This window comes from Actinomadura nitritigenes (genome assembly GCF_017573545.1).
Taxonomy (GTDB): Bacteria; Actinomycetota; Actinomycetes; order Streptosporangiales; family Streptosporangiaceae; genus Spirillospora; species Spirillospora nitritigenes.
Map to the genome: position 1 here is coordinate 179124 of NZ_JAGEOK010000014.1, position 14520 is coordinate 193643.

General features: G+C 74.4%; 16 protein-coding genes. 8 read left to right on the forward strand and 8 right to left on the reverse strand.

Annotated elements, in window-relative coordinates; genetic code table 11:
* Positions 1-109: 109 nt before the first annotated feature.
* Complete coding sequence (locus J4557_RS23005; RefSeq protein WP_208268785.1) at positions 110-2266, reverse strand: bifunctional polysaccharide deacetylase/glycosyltransferase family 2 protein; 2157 nt, start codon at positions 2264-2266, stop codon at positions 110-112.
* 2 nt (positions 2267-2268) lie between these two features.
* Complete coding sequence (locus J4557_RS23010; protein ID WP_208268786.1) at positions 2269-2814, reverse strand: hypothetical protein; 546 nt, start codon at positions 2812-2814, stop codon at positions 2269-2271.
* A gap of 223 nt (positions 2815-3037) precedes the next feature.
* Between J4557_RS23010 and J4557_RS23015 the strand changes: the two genes are divergently transcribed.
* The 3 genes from J4557_RS23015 to J4557_RS23025 are packed head-to-tail and all read left to right on the forward strand — an operon-like array spanning position 3038 to position 4886.
* On the forward strand, positions 3038-3706 hold the full coding sequence (locus J4557_RS23015) for an RNA polymerase sigma factor (RefSeq protein WP_307800143.1): 669 nt from the start codon (positions 3038-3040) through the stop codon (positions 3704-3706).
* Positions 3703-4446, forward strand: a complete 744-nt coding sequence (locus J4557_RS23020; RefSeq protein ID WP_208268789.1) for a hypothetical protein — start codon at positions 3703-3705, stop codon at positions 4444-4446. The genes J4557_RS23015 and J4557_RS23020 overlap by 4 nt, the downstream gene beginning before the upstream one ends.
* Positions 4447-4493: 47 nt before the next feature.
* Positions 4494-4886 (forward strand): OsmC family protein, encoded by a 393-nt coding sequence (locus tag J4557_RS23025; protein WP_208268790.1) that lies wholly within the window; start codon positions 4494-4496, stop codon positions 4884-4886.
* Here the strand turns inward: J4557_RS23025 and J4557_RS23030 are convergent.
* Entirely contained in the window at positions 4851-5255 is a 405-nt protein-coding gene (locus J4557_RS23030; protein ID WP_206700012.1) for a phosphoribosyl-AMP cyclohydrolase, read from the reverse strand. The genes J4557_RS23025 and J4557_RS23030 overlap by 36 nt on opposite strands.
* Before the next feature lie 202 nt (positions 5256-5457).
* On the opposite strand from J4557_RS23030, the gene J4557_RS23035 reads away from it, so the two are divergent.
* The 4 genes from J4557_RS23035 (at position 5458) to J4557_RS23050 (ending at position 8931) form a co-directional block, all read left to right on the forward strand.
* On the forward strand, positions 5458-5916 hold the full coding sequence (locus J4557_RS23035) for an ATP-binding protein (protein ID WP_208268792.1): 459 nt from the start codon (positions 5458-5460) through the stop codon (positions 5914-5916).
* Positions 5917-6004: 88 nt separating this feature from the next.
* The gene (locus tag J4557_RS23040; RefSeq protein ID WP_208268794.1) at positions 6005-6781 is read left to right on the forward strand and encodes an ATP-grasp domain-containing protein; all 777 of its coding nucleotides are present in this window, start codon (positions 6005-6007) and stop codon (positions 6779-6781) included.
* A gap of 94 nt (positions 6782-6875) precedes the next feature.
* Complete coding sequence (locus J4557_RS23045; RefSeq protein WP_208268795.1) at positions 6876-7448, forward strand: NADPH-dependent FMN reductase; 573 nt, start codon at positions 6876-6878, stop codon at positions 7446-7448.
* Between the two features lies 1 nt (position 7449).
* Positions 7450-8931 carry a DHA2 family efflux MFS transporter permease subunit gene (locus J4557_RS23050; protein WP_307800144.1) on the forward strand — a complete coding sequence of 494 codons (1482 nt, stop codon included), beginning with the start codon at positions 7450-7452 and terminating at the stop codon, positions 8929-8931.
* 90 nt (positions 8932-9021) lie between these two features.
* On the opposite strand, the gene J4557_RS23055 is transcribed toward J4557_RS23050, so the two are convergent.
* From J4557_RS23055 to J4557_RS23070, 4 genes are all read right to left on the reverse strand, one after another.
* Complete coding sequence (locus tag J4557_RS23055; RefSeq protein WP_208268796.1) at positions 9022-10371, reverse strand: FAD-binding oxidoreductase; 1350 nt, start codon at positions 10369-10371, stop codon at positions 9022-9024.
* Between the two features lie 108 nt (positions 10372-10479).
* The gene (locus J4557_RS23060) at positions 10480-11286 is read right to left on the reverse strand and encodes an SDR family NAD(P)-dependent oxidoreductase (RefSeq protein WP_208268797.1); all 807 of its coding nucleotides are present in this window, start codon (positions 11284-11286) and stop codon (positions 10480-10482) included.
* 110 nt (positions 11287-11396) lie between these two features.
* Positions 11397-12503: an epoxide hydrolase family protein gene (locus tag J4557_RS23065; RefSeq protein WP_208268798.1), complete on the reverse strand. Its 1107-nt coding sequence runs from the start codon at positions 12501-12503 to the stop codon at positions 11397-11399.
* A gap of 23 nt (positions 12504-12526) precedes the next feature.
* On the reverse strand, positions 12527-13120 hold the full coding sequence (locus J4557_RS23070; RefSeq protein WP_208268799.1) for a TetR family transcriptional regulator: 594 nt from the start codon (positions 13118-13120) through the stop codon (positions 12527-12529).
* A 107-nt stretch (positions 13121-13227) separates the two neighbouring features.
* Here J4557_RS23070 and J4557_RS23075 point away from each other — a divergent pair, with 107 nt between their 5' ends.
* Positions 13228-13488 carry a putative antibiotic biosynthesis monooxygenase gene (locus J4557_RS23075; RefSeq protein ID WP_208268800.1) on the forward strand — a complete coding sequence of 87 codons (261 nt, stop codon included), beginning with the start codon at positions 13228-13230 and terminating at the stop codon, positions 13486-13488.
* 6 nt (positions 13489-13494) lie between these two features.
* Here the strand turns inward: J4557_RS23075 and J4557_RS23080 are convergent, their stop codons facing one another.
* Positions 13495-14409, reverse strand: a complete 915-nt coding sequence (locus J4557_RS23080; protein WP_208268801.1) for a LysR family transcriptional regulator — start codon at positions 14407-14409, stop codon at positions 13495-13497.
* Positions 14410-14520: the final 111 nt, after the last annotated feature.

A 14520-nucleotide genomic window follows, 5' to 3' on the forward strand; every position in this document is an offset into this window, starting at 1 on the left:
CGGTATTCCGTGAAGGCGATAGATGAGGCCCGGGGACACCAGGCACACCGGCTGTCATGTGTAACCGATGGGGCCCCCGGGATTGTTCCCGCCCGCCGGACCGGATCCGTCAGCCGGTGGACACGGGCTGCGGAGGGACGTCGGAGAACGTGCCGGTGCGGCGGATCGTGTGCCAGCCGAGCCGGGCCCCCAGCAGCGCCGTGACCACCGACTGGACCACGACCAGGTACATGAGCTGCCGGTACACGAACTGCTGGAGCGGCAGCGCCCACAGCGGGCGGATGCGCTCGCCGTCCAGCCAGAGCGCGTACGCGCCCGCGGCCGTCTGCGCCGCCACGAACCCGGCCCACAGCAGGATCGGCTCCACGGGGTTCAGGAACACCAGGCCGAACAGCGCGAACAGGTCGACGGCGGGCGCGAACAGCGGCAGCACCACCTGGAACACCGTCAGGTAGGTGAGGCAGCGGCGCCCGAACCGCCCCGACGCGCCGCGTTCCACCAGCGACCGGCGGTGCTTCCACATCGCCTGCATCGTCCCGTAGCACCAGCGGTACCGTTGCCGCCACAGCTGCCGCAGCGACGACGGCGCCTCCGTCCAGGCGATCGCCTTCTCCTCGTACACGACGCGGTACCCGGACCGGCAGATCGCCATGGTCAGGTCGGTGTCCTCCGCGAGGGTGTCGGAGGGGACGCCGCCGACCCGCGCCAGCACCGACCGGCGGAACGCGCCGATCGCGCCGGGGACGGTCGGCATGCACTGCAGCACGTCGAACATCCGGCGGTCGAGGTTGAAGCCGATCACGTACTCGATGTGCTGCCAGCGGCCGAGGAGCCCGCCCCGGTTGGCGACCTTGGTGTTGCCGCTCACCGCGCCGACCCGCGGATCGGCGAGCGGCCCGACGATGTGCCGGAGCGTGTCCCGCTGGAACACCGTGTCGCCGTCCACCAGCACGAGGATCTCCGAGCGCGCCACGGCCGCGCCCGTGTTCAGGGCGCTGGGCTTGCCGCCGTTGGGCTTGCGGACGAGCCGGACGCCCGGCAGGGCGAGCCCCTCAACGATCGCGGCGGTGCGGTCCGACGACCCGTCGTCCACCACGATCACCTCGAACGCGCCCGGATAGTCGGTGTCGAGGAGCGAGCGGACCGTCGCCGCGATCCCGGCCTCCTCGTTGTAGGCGGGCACGATGACGGAGAGGGCCGGGTACGGCCCGGGCGGCGCCGGGCCTGCCGGCGGCCCGCGGCGGGACGGCCGCCGGCGGGTCGGCCGCCGGACGCGCCGGACGTGCACGTGCGCGAAGACCAGCAGCAGCACGAGCCTCAGCACGTACAGGGCCCCGGCCACGCCGAACAGCCCGCCCAGCCAGCCGGTGAGCGCGGACGCGGTCCGCTGCGCGGCGACCAGCGTCCAGCCGATCGCCTTCTCCCGGCCCGGGACGGCGATGTCGGCGGCGGGCATCCGCATCGCCTGCGACAGCGTGGTGAAGCGGTAGCCGCGCGGCTGGAGCCGTTCGATGATCTGCTCGACGGCGGCGACGGTCTGCGCCCGGTCGCCGCCCGCGTCGTGCAGCATGACGACGGCGCCCTGGCCGCGCCGCTCGGCCGCGAGCGCGGTCTTGACGATCTCGGCGGTGCCGGGCCGCCGCCAGTCCTCGGTGTCGCGGTCGGTGAGCACGACGACGTACCCGTCGTCGCCCGCGCGGCGGGCCGCCCGCCACTCCGGCGCGGTCAGGCCGTCCGGGACGGAGGAGTACGGCATCCGCATCAGCCGGGTGTGGACCCCGGCCGCTCCCGCCAGCGCCCGCTGCGTGAGGTCGAGTTCCAGGCGCGCGCGCCAGGCCGGGGCGGTCGCGAGGTCGACGTGCGTGTAGGTGTGCGAGCCGATCTCGTTGCCCTCGCGCAGGATGCGGCGGGTCAGCCCCGGGTTCTCGGCGATGCGCGCGCCGACGGCGAAGAAGGTGCCGTGCGCGCCGTGGCGGCGCAGGACGTCGAGGATCCGCGGCGTCCAGGTCGGGTCGGGGCCATCGTCGAAGGTCAGCGCGATCGTCTTGGCCGGCGTCCGCAGCGAGTGCGGCGTCCCGCCGGCCAGGTTGAGCACCGGGCCGCCGGAGGTGATCGCGGACGGCGCGGGGGCGGGGTGCGCCGGGTCCTTGCGCGGCGCCTCGCCGACCGCGCCGTGCGCGTAGCCGTCCAGCAGCAGCAGGACGGTCAGCGCCAGGCCGCCGAGCAGCAGCAGGACCCAGTGGCCCCGCGGTTCGCCTCGCCTCATCCTCAGGCCGGCTTCTTGGTGTGCCCCCGCGCGGGCGGGGACGCGTGGGAGTTGCCCGGACGGCTCGTGGACGTGGTGGCCGAGGGCGTGGCGGTGGGCGCGGATGACGCGGCCGGCGCGGACGATGTGGACGGCCCGGCCGTCGACACCGGTTTCGACGTCGTGGAGGGCGCTTGTGGCGACGCACCCGACGTGCCGGTGCGTGGACGCTGGCTCGGCGACGCCCCACCACGCTCACCCGGCTTGCCGGCGCGCGCGCTGGCCGGCTCGTGCCCGCCCTTAACAGGATGCGTGGACGGCGCGTTCCACGGTGTCCCGGGCACCGCGGCGCCCGTTGCCGCACCGATGCCGAGCGCGCCGAGGAAGACGATGAGCAGTGCGCCCGCCAGCAGCCCGATCCGCCGTGCCATCCGGTGCCGCCGCCCGGTCGCGTCCACGAACACCGGCGACCCGTCCGGCCCGGTGGCCCGGGGATCGTCCGGGGGCGCGCCGCCCGGAGGCGGGGCGGGCCTCGCGGACACGGCCTGCGTCAGGGGCACGGTGTGCAAGGGGGGAACGGCATGCTTCGGGCCCCCGGCGCGGTCCGGTGCGGCACCGGGTTCCTCGTTCGGGCCGTGCCGGTGTGCAGGCAAATCGCGGATCATGTCGTCCATCACTTCGCGTCAGGGGACGAACGTCGCGCGCGTTCCGGCGAGCGGCCGTTCACAACGGTCAGCGCCGAGCACCTCGTACATGTCACACCACACCTGAATTGCCTGCACAATGACGCACGTGACGCGAGTGCGGCAGGAGGGCGCGGGCGGCGAGGACGACCTCGACCGCGCCCTTCGCGCGGCCCAGCAGGGGGACGAGGGGTCCTTCCGCGTGCTCTACCGCGACGTCCAGCCCCGGCTGATCCGCTTCGCCGGCGCGCTCGTCGGCGCGGACGCCGAGGACGTCACGTCCGAGGCGTGGCTGCAGATCGCCCGCGACCTGCCCGCCTTCCGCGGCGACATCGACGGGTTCCGCGGCTGGACCGCCACGATCACCCGGCACCGCGCGCTGGACCACCTGCGCCGCCGGTCCCGCCGCCCGGCCGCCGACGCGCCCGCCGAGGAGCTGCTCACGCTCGCGGCGCCCGCCGACACCGAGGCGCTGGCCCTCGACGGGATCGCCACCGAGGACGCGCTGCGGCTGATCGCCGGGCTGCCGCGCGACCAGGCCGAGGCGGTGCTGCTGCGCGTGGTGGTGGGACTGGACGCCAAGTCCGCGGGGAAGGTGCTCGGGAAGCGGCCGGGCGCGGTCCGCACCGCCGCCCACCGGGGCCTGCGCCGCCTCTCGGAGCGGCTCGCGGGGTCCGCCGGCGCGGTCTCCGGGACCGTTCCGGCGCCGCAGGCGGGCTCGCTGCCCGCCGCCCGAAGTGACAAAAGCGGCGGTACGGGCGCTGAAGGGGTGAGATGAGCGACCATCAGCGAGCCCGACGGCTCGATCAGCGCACTGCCGAGCGGCTGCTCGACGGAGCCCCGGCGAGCCGCGCGAACGGAGCCGCCGGCGGGCACGACGCGCTGCGCGCGCTGCTGTCGGCCGCCGCCGGTCCGCCGCGGCCGGGGGAACTGGCCGGCGAGGACGCCGCGGCCGCGGCCTTCCTGGCCGCCCGGGCGCGGCCCGAGGCGCGCCGCTCGCGCTGGTCCGCCGTGCCCCGCTACGCGACGGTCAAGGTCGCCGTGGTCGCCGCCACGCTCGCGGCGTTCGGCGGCGGCGTGGCGGTCGCGGCGAGCACCGGGCACCTTCCGGGGCAGTCCCCGGCGCCCGCGTCGTCCCGCCACCCCGCGCCGAAGCATTCGTGGAACGGCGGCGACCGCCTGCCGTCGCGGTCGCCGTCGCCGACCGTGGTCCCGCGCGCGACGCCGCCGCGGCATCCGAAGCCGAGCCCGTCGCCGAAGGGCAAGCCCCAGCACGCCCGGACGACGCCTCCCGGCCAGGCGAACAGCAGGTCCCCGAAGGCGAAGAAGACGCACTCGAACAACGGGCAGAGCAACGGCAGCAGCGGAAGCGGCAACGGAAGCAGCAGCAGCAGCAAGGGGAGCGGCGACGGACGCGTCCCCGACAAGGCGAGCGCCGGCACGAAGGATCACAGCCAGGGCCGGGGCGGCGGGAACGCTCCCCGGCAGCGCCGCCCGACACCCGCGCCGTCCACATAATGAGAATTGATTGCCAGAATGTGGACAGCGCGTCCTAGGCTCGCACCATGGTCACCGCAAGGGCGCTCCCGTCCCCCTACCAGGTCGAGTACCAGGCGGGCCCGAACACCGGCCGCGCGGACACGGTCAAGGACGGCCGCGGCGGCGACACCGCGCCGCGGCCGCACGAGCTGCTCGAAGCGGCCCTGGCCGCCTGCATCACGATGACCGCCCGCATGGCCCTGGACGAGCTGGGCCTCCCCGGCGTGTCCGTCACGGCGCGGGTCGACCTCGACCGGCAGGAGACGGCCACCCGCTTCCGCTACCGCGTGGCGTTCGACCCGGCCCCGCCCGCCGGCGTCCGGGAGACGGTCCTGCGCCGCGTGGAACGCTCCCCGGTCCGGCGGACGCTGAGCCGGCCCCTGTCATTCGTGGCGGAGGGCGCCCTCGCCGGTGATTGACCGGTAGTAGCAGGTCGGGCGCGCGTCGCCCGAGGCCGACTTCGTGTGGCACGCACCGCCGGTGGTCCGGTTGACCAGGTAGAGCAGCGAGTTCTGCTCGCAGTTGACGCGGACCTCGACCAGCTCCAGCACGTCGCCGGACGACGCGCCCTTGCGCCACAGCTCGTTCCGCGACGTCGACCACAGCACCGCGATCCGCTCGTCCAGCGTCGCCTTCAGCGCCTGCTCGTTCGCGTAGCCGATGAACAGCACGTCCTTGCTCGCGGCGTCCTGCAGCACCACCGGCACGACCTCCGAGCCGGTCGCCGCGACGGCGCGCAGCTTGCCGAAGTCGAGTGCGAGCCGCGTTCCCTCTTCGAGTTCGTTCACCACGCGATCCTCCCTGTGCCCCCGGGGCGACGGCAACCGAACGTCACCGTGCGCGTCGACGTCGGCACGTATCGTCGCACGTCCGGGCCCTGCATCTGCGTAAACGGCGAATGCGCGGCGCCCGGCTTGTCACCTCAGGCGATTGTGCGGCCGCATCGGCGGACCCATGCTGGCCGGAGCACTCACCTGAGGGAGCGATTCGATGACACGGGGCACTGTCCGGACGCGCGGTCCCATGCGACTCCTCGGCACCACCACCCTGCCCGGGGTCGCCCGGTCCGCCCCGGAGGCGCGCGCGTTCGTCCGCCGCGTCGCGCCGCACATCGACGCCGAGGCCCTCGCCGACATCACCCTGTGCGTGGACGAGCTGGTCGCGAACGCCTGCGAGCACACCGCCTCCGGCCTCGGCGGCCGGGTCACCGTCATCGTCAGCGCCGCCGAGGGGACGCTGCGCGTCACCGTCCTGGACGACGGCGGCACGGGCGGCGCGCCGTGCGTGCGCGACGCCCCGTGCGGCGAGGACGGCCGCGGGCTGCGGCTCGTCGACGCCCTGTCCACCGCGTGGGGCTCGCACGGCGCCCTCGGCGGCACGGCGGTATGGGCCGAGTTCCACGCCCCCGCCGCCCCCCGCACCCCTTGCAACCACCCCACCCTGCTCTGACCCCCGATCCCTCCTAAAGCCGGATGACACGGGCTCATGGAGGGCGGCATCCTTTGACGGCCCCGCCTGTCAGCCGTGGAGGTCCGTTGTGCCGACGCTCGTCCTGTCGCCCCGCTACTCGGAGGACTCGAAGGTGCTGCGGCTCGCCGCCGGGCGGGCCGGGTGGAAGGCCGAGCGCCTGGGCGGGTGGCGGGCTCCGGCGCGCCTGCGCGGACAGGACGTGGCGCTGTACGGGGAGCCGACGTTCGTGGAGGTCATCGCGGCGCAGCTCGACGTCGGGCTGATCGACGCGCCGCCCTCCTGGCTGCCCGGCCTGCCGGAGCGACATCTCCGTCGAAAAGTAGATATGTCGACATTCGCCGAGGTTCGCGGGTCGCTCGTCCGGCCGGTCTTCGTGAAGCCGGCGGACGGCCGCAAGGGCTTCGAGGGCCGGGTCTACGGCTCGCCCGCCGACCTCCCGGACGCGGTGCCCGGCGAGACCCCCGTCCTCGTCGGCGAACCGGTCGAGTGGGAGGTCGAGTACCGCTGCCAGGTACTGGACGGCGAGGTCGTCGCGATGTCGCCCTACCTGCGGGACGGCGAACTGGCGCTCACCGGCGACGGCCGCTGGGAGGCGCCCTGGGACGCGGAGGCCCGCGCCTACGCCGAAGTGCTCCTGGACGAAGTACCGCTACCGCCCGCGATCGTCCTCGACGTCGGCCTGGTCAAGGGACGGGGGTGGGCGGTCGTGGAGACGAACGCGGCCTGGGGCGCGGGTCTGTACGGGTGCGACCCGCAGGCCGTCCTGCGCGTTCTGGCCCGGGCGTGCGCGCCCGCGCCGTCCGACCGCGATTGGACGACCGCTCCCGTCCGGCTGGCCGACTGACGGAACCGCGCGGTAGCGAGGCGGATGCGGCCGGCTCGCCGACCAGTCGGGTGACAGATGCCCGGCACGTAGGGCCGTTCTTAGCGTCGAGGCCATGGAAAGCACACCTCTTCGCGTCGCCGTCATCACCGCCAGCACCCGCGCGGGGCGCTTCGGCCCGACCGTCGCCGCCTGGTTCGCCGAGCAGGCGGCCCAGCGGGACGACCTCGTCCTCGACCTGGTGGACGTCGCGGACGCGCCCCCGCCCAGCCGCCTCGGCACGCCCGCGCCCGACGGCTTCGACGAGATCACCCGCACGCTGCGGGCGGCCGACGCGTTCACCGTCGTCACCTGCGAGTACAACCACAGCTTCCCCGGGACGCTGAAGAACCTGATCGACACCCACTACCACGAATGGCGCGCCAAGCCGGTCGCGTTCGTGTCCTACGGCGGGGTGTCCGGCGGGCTGCGGTCCGTCGAACACCTGCGCGCCGTCTTCGCCGAACTGCACGCCGTCACGGTGCGCGACACCGTCAGCTTCCACGCGCCGTGGAACTGGTTCGGCGAGGACGGGCGCCCCGTCGACGCCGAGGGTGCCGAGGCGGCGGCGAAGGGCATGCTCGACCAGCTCGCCTGGTGGGGGCACGCGCTGCGCGACGCCCGCGCCGCCCGGCCCTACGGCGCCTGACGTGGCCACGGCGACGCAGGCCCCGCCGGCGGCGGGCAGCGGCGCGCGGCCGATGGCGGTCGCGCTGGTGCTGGTCCTCGGCTCGATCATGATCACCCTGGACCAGACCGTGGTGAACGTCGCGCTGAACCGGCTGTCGGCGGACTTCGGCGCGCCGCTCGGCACCGTCCAGTGGGTCGCGACCGCCTACGCGCTGGCGCTGGCCGGAGTGATCCCGTCCGCCGCGTGGGCGGTCGGGCGGTTCGGGGCGCGGCGGCTGTACCTGGCGGCGATCGCCGCGTTCGCGGCCGGGTCGGTGCTCGCCGGGCTGGCCTGGAACATCGAGTCGCTGATCGCGTTCCGGGCGGTGCAGGGGCTCAGCGGCGGCCTCGTGATGCCGGTCGGCATGACGATCCTGCTGCGCGCCGCCGGGCCGGACCGGCTCGGCCGGCTGATGAGCACGCTCGGGCTGGCGGTCCTGGTCGGCCCGCTCGCCGGGCCCGTCCTCGGCGGCCGGCTGGTCGACACGGTGTCGTGGCGGTGGATGTTCTTCGTCAACCTGCCGATCGCCGCGGCGGTCGTGGCGCTCGCCGCGCGGACCTTCCCCCGCGACGCCGCCGGGGCGCGCACCCCGCTGGACGTCCTCGGGCTGCTGATGCTGTCGCCCGGCCTCGCCGCCCTGCTGTACGGGGTGACGACCGGCGGCGACCGCGGCGACTTCGGCTCGGCCCGCGTGCTGGTCCCGCTGGCCGCGGGGGCGCTGCTGGTCGCCGGGTCCGTGCTGCGGGCGCTGACCGTCCGGCATCCGCTGATCGACCTGCAACCGTTCCGCGACCGGACGTTCGCCGCCGCGACCGGGACGCTGGCACTGTTCGCGACCGGCTACTTCGGGACGATGCTCCTGCTCCCCCTGTACCTGCAGGTCGTGCGGGGCGAGAGCGCGACGGTGGCGGGCCTGCTCGGCATCCCGTTCGCGCTCGGCTCCGGGACCGCGATGCAGGTCGCCGGGCGGATCGTCGACCGGGTCCCGCCGGGCCGGCTCGTGCCCGTGTCGATCACGACCGCGCTGGCCGGGTTCGCGCTGTTCACCGTCCAGCTGAGCGCCGACGCCCCGTACTGGGGGCTGTGCGCGGCGATGCTGCTGATGGGCGCGGGCGGCGGCGCGACGATGATGCCCGCGATGACGGCGGCGACCCGCGGGATGTCCCACGACCAGGCGCCCGCCGCGAGCACCACGGTGAACCTCGTCAACACCGCGTCCGGCGCGATCGGGACGGCGCTGGCGTCGGTGGTGCTGTCCACGCTGATGAGCGGCCTCGTCCCGGGCGATCCGGACGGCGGCGGCGCGCTCCAGGCCGTGCACCGGCTGAGCCCGCGGGCGCACGAGGCCGTCGCCGGTCCGCTGGCGGACGCGTTCCGGCACACCTACGCGTTCGCACTCGTCCTGCTGGCCCTGGCGCTGGTCCCGGCCCTGCTCCTGCCGCGCCGCACCCCGCCGGAGTGACACGCCGAGAACCCCCGCTCCGGCGTCCGAAACGGGGGTCCTGGGCGTGAGGGCCCGGAGGGCGCGGCGGCCTTGCGGGGCCTCGCGTCCCTATCTCGCGGGCGGGATGTTGTGGTTCAGGCGGAACAGGTTCGCCGGGTCGTAGCGCGCCTTCAGCTCGGCGAGCCGCCGGTAGGTCTCCGGCTCGTACGCGGCCCGCACCCGCTCGGGCGTCGCGTTCGCGCCGAACAGGAAGTTCAGCACCTGCCCGCGCGACCGCGCGGCGAGCAGCCCGCCGAACCGGTCGTGCAGGGCGCCGGCACCGGTGTCGTCCGTGCCGAGCTTGGACAGCAGGCCGACCAGGTACCCGGCGTCGCGGTTGCCGACCGCGTTCGGCACGGCGGGCGGCTTCGCCATCGCCCCGCCGAGGTGCCGGACCTCCACGATCGCCCGGTCGGGCGCGCCCGGGCCGGCCAGGCCGAGCAGGTCGCGGACGAGAGCGCCGTCCAGGTCGCCGACCGCGACGTTCGTCGCCCGGTACGCCATCGGGACGGGCGGCTCGTTGTGGATGAGACCCGAGTCGGTGTAGGGCATCTCGCCGACCGTGTCGACCAGCCGCGGCCCGACCGCCCGCAGCGGCGCGATCAGCCGCTCGCCCTCCGCCTCGTCCCCCGTGTACGCGATCCGGACGTGGGCGACGTGGCGTCCGCGCAGCGGTTCGGGGAACACCGGGACGTCGGGCACCGGCATCAGCGCGACCGACGAGGTCATCTCGTCCGGGACGGTCTCCGTCCACCGCCGCCAGGTGTCCATCACCTCGGGGATCAGGTCGGCGTCGAAGTACAGGCCGCCGCCGTACAGCCGCCCGACCGGGAGCAGCCCGATCTCCAGGGCCGTGACCACGCCGAAGTTGGCGCGGCCGCCGAGCAGTGCCCAGAACAGGTCCGGGTCGCTCTCCGGCGTGACGTGCCGGAGCCGCGCGTCCGCGGTGACCACGTCGACCGACCGGACGTGGTCGGCCGCGAACCCGTACCGCCGCGACATCAGGCCGATCCCGCCGCCGAGCGTGTACGACACCGCGCCGACGCCGGGCGACGACCCGCTCAGCGGCGCCAGCCCGTGCGGCGCGGCCGCCGCGACGACCCGCGCCCACCGGACGCCCGCCTCGATCCGCGCCGTCCGGGCCTCCGGGTCGATCTCCACGCCGGTCATCGTCCGGGTGGCGATCAGCAGGCCGCCGCCGGCGGGGAGCGGGAGGCCGTGCCCGGTGCTCTGCACGGCGACCGGCATGCCCCGCGCGGCGGCGTGCTCGACGGCGGCGCGCACGTCACCGGCGTCCTCGGCCACGACGATCGCCTCGGGACGGTGCGGGTCGGCGGTCTGGAAGCCGGTCCGCTCCGCGTCGTAGCCGTCGTCGCCCGGCGCGAGCACCGCGCCCCGCACCGTCCCGTACGCGCTCATCGTGGCCCCTCTCAGGTCGCTCCCCGTCGCTCACCGTCCATCCTGGTCATCGGGTTTCCATACGTCAAAGAGATGGATCTTCTGATCTCAAGCAGGATTGCTTATGGCTCAGATTTCCTTGAGGAAGCCCGAGTCGACCACCACGTCCGCGCCCGTCGTGCTCGCGGAGCGCGGCGAGGCCAGCAGCGCCACCGCGTCCGCGACCTCCTGCGGCTCGGCCATCCGGCCGGTCGTAAGGCTCATCATCTCCGCCGCGCCGCCGTTCAGCACCGCGTCCCGGTCCGAGCCGGTGGCCTGCGCGATCACGTCCGCCGCGCCGCCCTCCTCGGTCCACCAGGCCGTCCGGACCGGGCCCGGGGACACGGTGTTCACCCGGACGCCCTGCGGCCCGAACTCCTCCGACAGGCCCTTCGCCAGGTTGTTCAGCGCCGCCTTCGCCGCGTTGTAGTCGAAGTTCATCGGCCCCGGGCGCCGCCCGTTCACCGACGACACGTTGACGATCGCCGCCGCGTCGCTCTCCAGCAGGTGCGGCAGCGCCGCCCGGACCGCCCGGACCACGGCGAGCACGTTGAACTCGAACACCTCGCGCCAGTCGTCGTCGGTCAGCGTGCCGAACCCGAACCGGGGCATGACCGCGCCGGGCGGCGGACCGCCCGCGTTGTTGACCAGGACGTCGAGCCGGCCGAACGCCTCCACGGCCCGCTCGACGGCGAGGCCGGGCGCGGCCGGGTCCATCAGGTCGGCGGCCACGTGCACCAGGTCCGGCCCGGCGAGCGCGTCGAGCTCCGGGCCGGGCTTGCGGGAGACGGCGACCACGCGGGCGCCCTCGTCCAGCAGCGTCCGCACGATCGCCAGCCCGATGCCCTTCGAGGCGCCGGTGACGACCGCGACCCGTCCGGTGAGGCGCAGGTCCATGGGTTGTCCTTTCGTCGGTGCGCACGCCCCGTCCGGGCGTGCGGCACCCCATGAACCCCGCCTCGCGGCCGCCGGTTGCACCGCCGTGCGACGGTGCGGCGGTGCGCGGTTCAGCGGAGGTCGCGGAAGAAGGCGGTGATGTCGTCCGCGAGCAGCTCCGGTTCCTCGTGGGCGGCGAAATGCCCGCCGCGCGGCATTTCCGTGTACCTGGTCACGTTGTAGATCCGCTCGGCCCAGCTGCGGGGCGGATGCGTGAGGTCGGCGGGGAACAGGGCGACGGCGGTCGGGACGTCCACGCGCTCCACCCGCCGCGTCAGGCCCGAGGCGTACTCGTAGTAGGGCCGGAACGACGTCGAGATCGTCTCCGTGAACCAGTAGAGCGACGCCTGCGTCAGGAGGAAGTCGTCGCTGAACCGCGACGACAGGTCGCCGCCGGAGTCGCTCCACGCCCGGTACTTCTCCACGATCCAGGCGAGCAGCCCCACGGGCGAGTCGGCGAGCCCGTAGCTCAACGTCAGCGGGCGGGTGCTCTGCTCGTGCTGGTAGCCGCCCTCCTGCGCGCTCCACGCGGCGACGGAATCCAGGTACGCCTGCTCGTCCGGGGTGACGTCGCCGTAGGCGGCGGGGCTCGCGACCGCCATCAGGTGGATGCCCGCCAGCGCCTCCGGGTGCGCCTCCGCCAGCCGCGAGGTGATGCCGGCGCCGAGGTCGCCGCCGTGCGCCGCGTACCGCTCGAAGCCCAGCTCGCCGTGCATCAGCCGGTGCCACAGCTCGTGCGTCTGCTCCCGGTCCAGGGACGGCCGCTGCGGCGAGAACCCGAACCCCGGCAGCGACGGGACGATCACCGTGAACGCGTCGGCGGCGTCCCCGCCGAACCGCGACGGGGCCGCGAGCCGCTCCGCGAGGCCGGTCATCTCGAGGAACGAGCTGGGCCACCCGTTCGTCAGCACGATCGGCAGCGCCCCCGGACGCTCGCCGTCGTACCGCAGGTAGTGGACGGGAGTCCCGTCGATGTCCGCGAAGTGCGAGGGCAGGGCGTTGATGGCGGCCTCGTGCGCCCGCCAGTCGTAGCCGCGCGCCCAGTAGGCGACGAGGCGCCGCAGCTCACCGGCGTCAGTGCCGGTCTCCCATGCCCCGGCGGGCCAGGCGGCCGGCCATCGCGTCCGCTCCAGCCGCGCGCGCAGCTCGTCCAGTTCGGCATCGGAAACCGTGATCACGCCGTGATCTCCTCGGTGGGCGGTCATCGCTCGGTGTCTCCCAGGATCCGGACGAGGCGGACGAGCGCGGCGCGCTGCCCCGCCGGGTCGTCTTCGAGGCCGGGCATCAGCATGCGGCGCAGCTGCGGGGTGGCGAACCACCAGCCTGCCAGGACGATGACCGCGTACAGCAGCTCCTGCGGGGCGAGCCCGGCGTTCAGGTTCCCCGCCTCCTGCGCCTTGGCCAGGGCGGCGATCTTCTCGGCGTAGTGCGCGGTCCGCTCGGCCTCGGCCGCGACGGGCTCGCCCTCGGCGGTGTGGAGGCCCTCCCAGTGCAGCAGCCGGACGAAGTGCGGGTGCTCGCGGTGGTAGTCGAAGACCCGGCCGGCGTACTCGCCCAGGTCGGCGGCGACCCGCTCGTCCAGCGGGACGGCCTCGGCCAGGCGCTCCAGCTCCGTGGTCAGCACGATCGCGAACATCTGCCGCTTGTTGCCGAAGTGGGAGTAGATGCGCTCCTTGTTCACCCCGGCCGTGGCGGCGATCCGGTCCATCCGGGCCGCCTCGGGCCCGTGGGCGGCGAACTCGCCGACCGCGGCGTCGAGGATGAGCCGCCTGGTCTTCTCGGTGTCCCATGCCATGGCGTCGAGCCTACGCCAGATTCCAACTCTTGGGTTGGAATTGTGGCGCGGCTGTGGCAAACTCCAACTCACGAGTTGGAGTTGCTCGGAACGACCAAGGAGACGACATGACACCGATCCGCCCCGCCGCCCCAGCGCCCTCGGTCCACCTGCGCGCCGCGTTCACCTGGCTGGCCGTCTACTTCATGATCATGGCCACGCAGATCCTGCTGGGACCGCTGCTGGGCGCGCTGTCGCTCCCGGTCCGCACGCTCGTGGTGACCGGCGTCGTCGTGCCGACCGTCGTGTACGTGCTCGTCCCGGCGATCCTGCGGACCTACGCCGCGCTGCGCCACCGCACCCGGCAGGCCCCGGCCTGCCCCCGGTGACCGCCGCTACGCGCCCGGCGGGGCCTCAACGGTCGTCGAGGCCCCGCCGGAGGTCCAGTCCCAGTCGCCGAGCGTGGCGCGCATCAGGCGGGCGGCGGCCGGCAGGTGGCCGCCCGCACCCCAGTACAGGGTGAGCGTGCGGCGGCAGTCGGGGCCGTCGACGGCGATCCACGCGACGGGCGCCGAGGCGGCCGAGCGCCGGGCGAGGTCCGGGACGAGGCCGAGGCCGAGCCCCGCGATGATCAGCTGGGCGATCGCGCTCACCTCGTCCCCCTCGCAGACGATCTTCGGAGTGAGGTCGCGGGCCGCGAACAGGCGGTCAAGGAGCCGGCGCTGCCAGTGCCCCTTGTGGGCGGTGATGAAGGGCTGGCCGGCGAGCTCGTCGACGGTCACGGAGGTGCGGCCCGCCAGCGGGTGGTCCGGCGGCGTGGCCAGCCACACCGCCTCGTCCAGCAGCGTGAGCGATTCCAGGCCGTCGGCGCGGAGCGGCTGCGAGGCGACGCAGAGGTCGACGTCCTGGGCCGCCAGCGCGCGGGCCATGTCCGCGGCCGGCATCTGGTGCAGCTGGACCTCGACGCGGGGATGAGCGCGCTTGTACGCGGCGAGCGGCCCGGTGAAGGTCAGGAAGGTCTCCGACGCGAGCCGGACGGTGCCGAAGCCCTCGCCGTCGGCCTCGGCGACGGCCCGCCTTCCCGCGTCGAGCTCCCCGAGGGCGCGCTCGACGTGACCGCGGAACAGCCTCCCGGCGTCGTTCAGCCGGAGCCGCCCGGCCCGATCGAACAGCGGGGTGCCGAGTTCGCCCTCCAGCCGGGCGATGGTGCGGCTCAGCGACGGCTGCGCCACGCGGAGCTCGTCGGCCGCGCGGCTGAGGTGCTCCAGCCGCGCCACCACGAGGAACTGCCTGAGCGTGTGGAGATCCACGGCCCTCCCGTCATGCCTCGCGGATCATAACGTCATAGCGATATTGATCTTAGACAGGATAACTCCCCGGTCATAACGTCGTGGTCATCGCGCATCGAGAGAGCGAGGGGG

Bases quoted from the DNA above. Each gene is read 5' to 3' on its own strand.
- J4557_RS23005 (WP_208268785.1), bottom strand. From the start codon at position 2,266: ATGAGGCGAGGCGAACCGCGGGGCCACTGGGTCCTGCTGCTGCTCGGC.
- J4557_RS23020 (WP_208268789.1), top strand. From the start codon at position 3,703: ATGAGCGACCATCAGCGAGCCCGACGGCTCGATCAGCGCACTGCCGAG.
- J4557_RS23025 (WP_208268790.1), top strand. From the start codon at position 4,494: ATGGTCACCGCAAGGGCGCTCCCGTCCCCCTACCAGGTCGAGTACCAG.
- J4557_RS23035 (WP_208268792.1), top strand. From the start codon at position 5,458: ATGACACGGGGCACTGTCCGGACGCGCGGTCCCATGCGACTCCTCGGC.
- J4557_RS23045 (WP_208268795.1), top strand. From the start codon at position 6,876: ATGGAAAGCACACCTCTTCGCGTCGCCGTCATCACCGCCAGCACCCGC.
- J4557_RS23055 (WP_208268796.1), bottom strand. From the start codon at position 10,371: ATGAGCGCGTACGGGACGGTGCGGGGCGCGGTGCTCGCGCCGGGCGAC.
- J4557_RS23060 (WP_208268797.1), bottom strand. From the start codon at position 11,286: ATGGACCTGCGCCTCACCGGACGGGTCGCGGTCGTCACCGGCGCCTCG.
- J4557_RS23070 (WP_208268799.1), bottom strand. From the start codon at position 13,120: ATGGCATGGGACACCGAGAAGACCAGGCGGCTCATCCTCGACGCCGCG.
- J4557_RS23075 (WP_208268800.1), top strand. From the start codon at position 13,228: ATGACACCGATCCGCCCCGCCGCCCCAGCGCCCTCGGTCCACCTGCGC.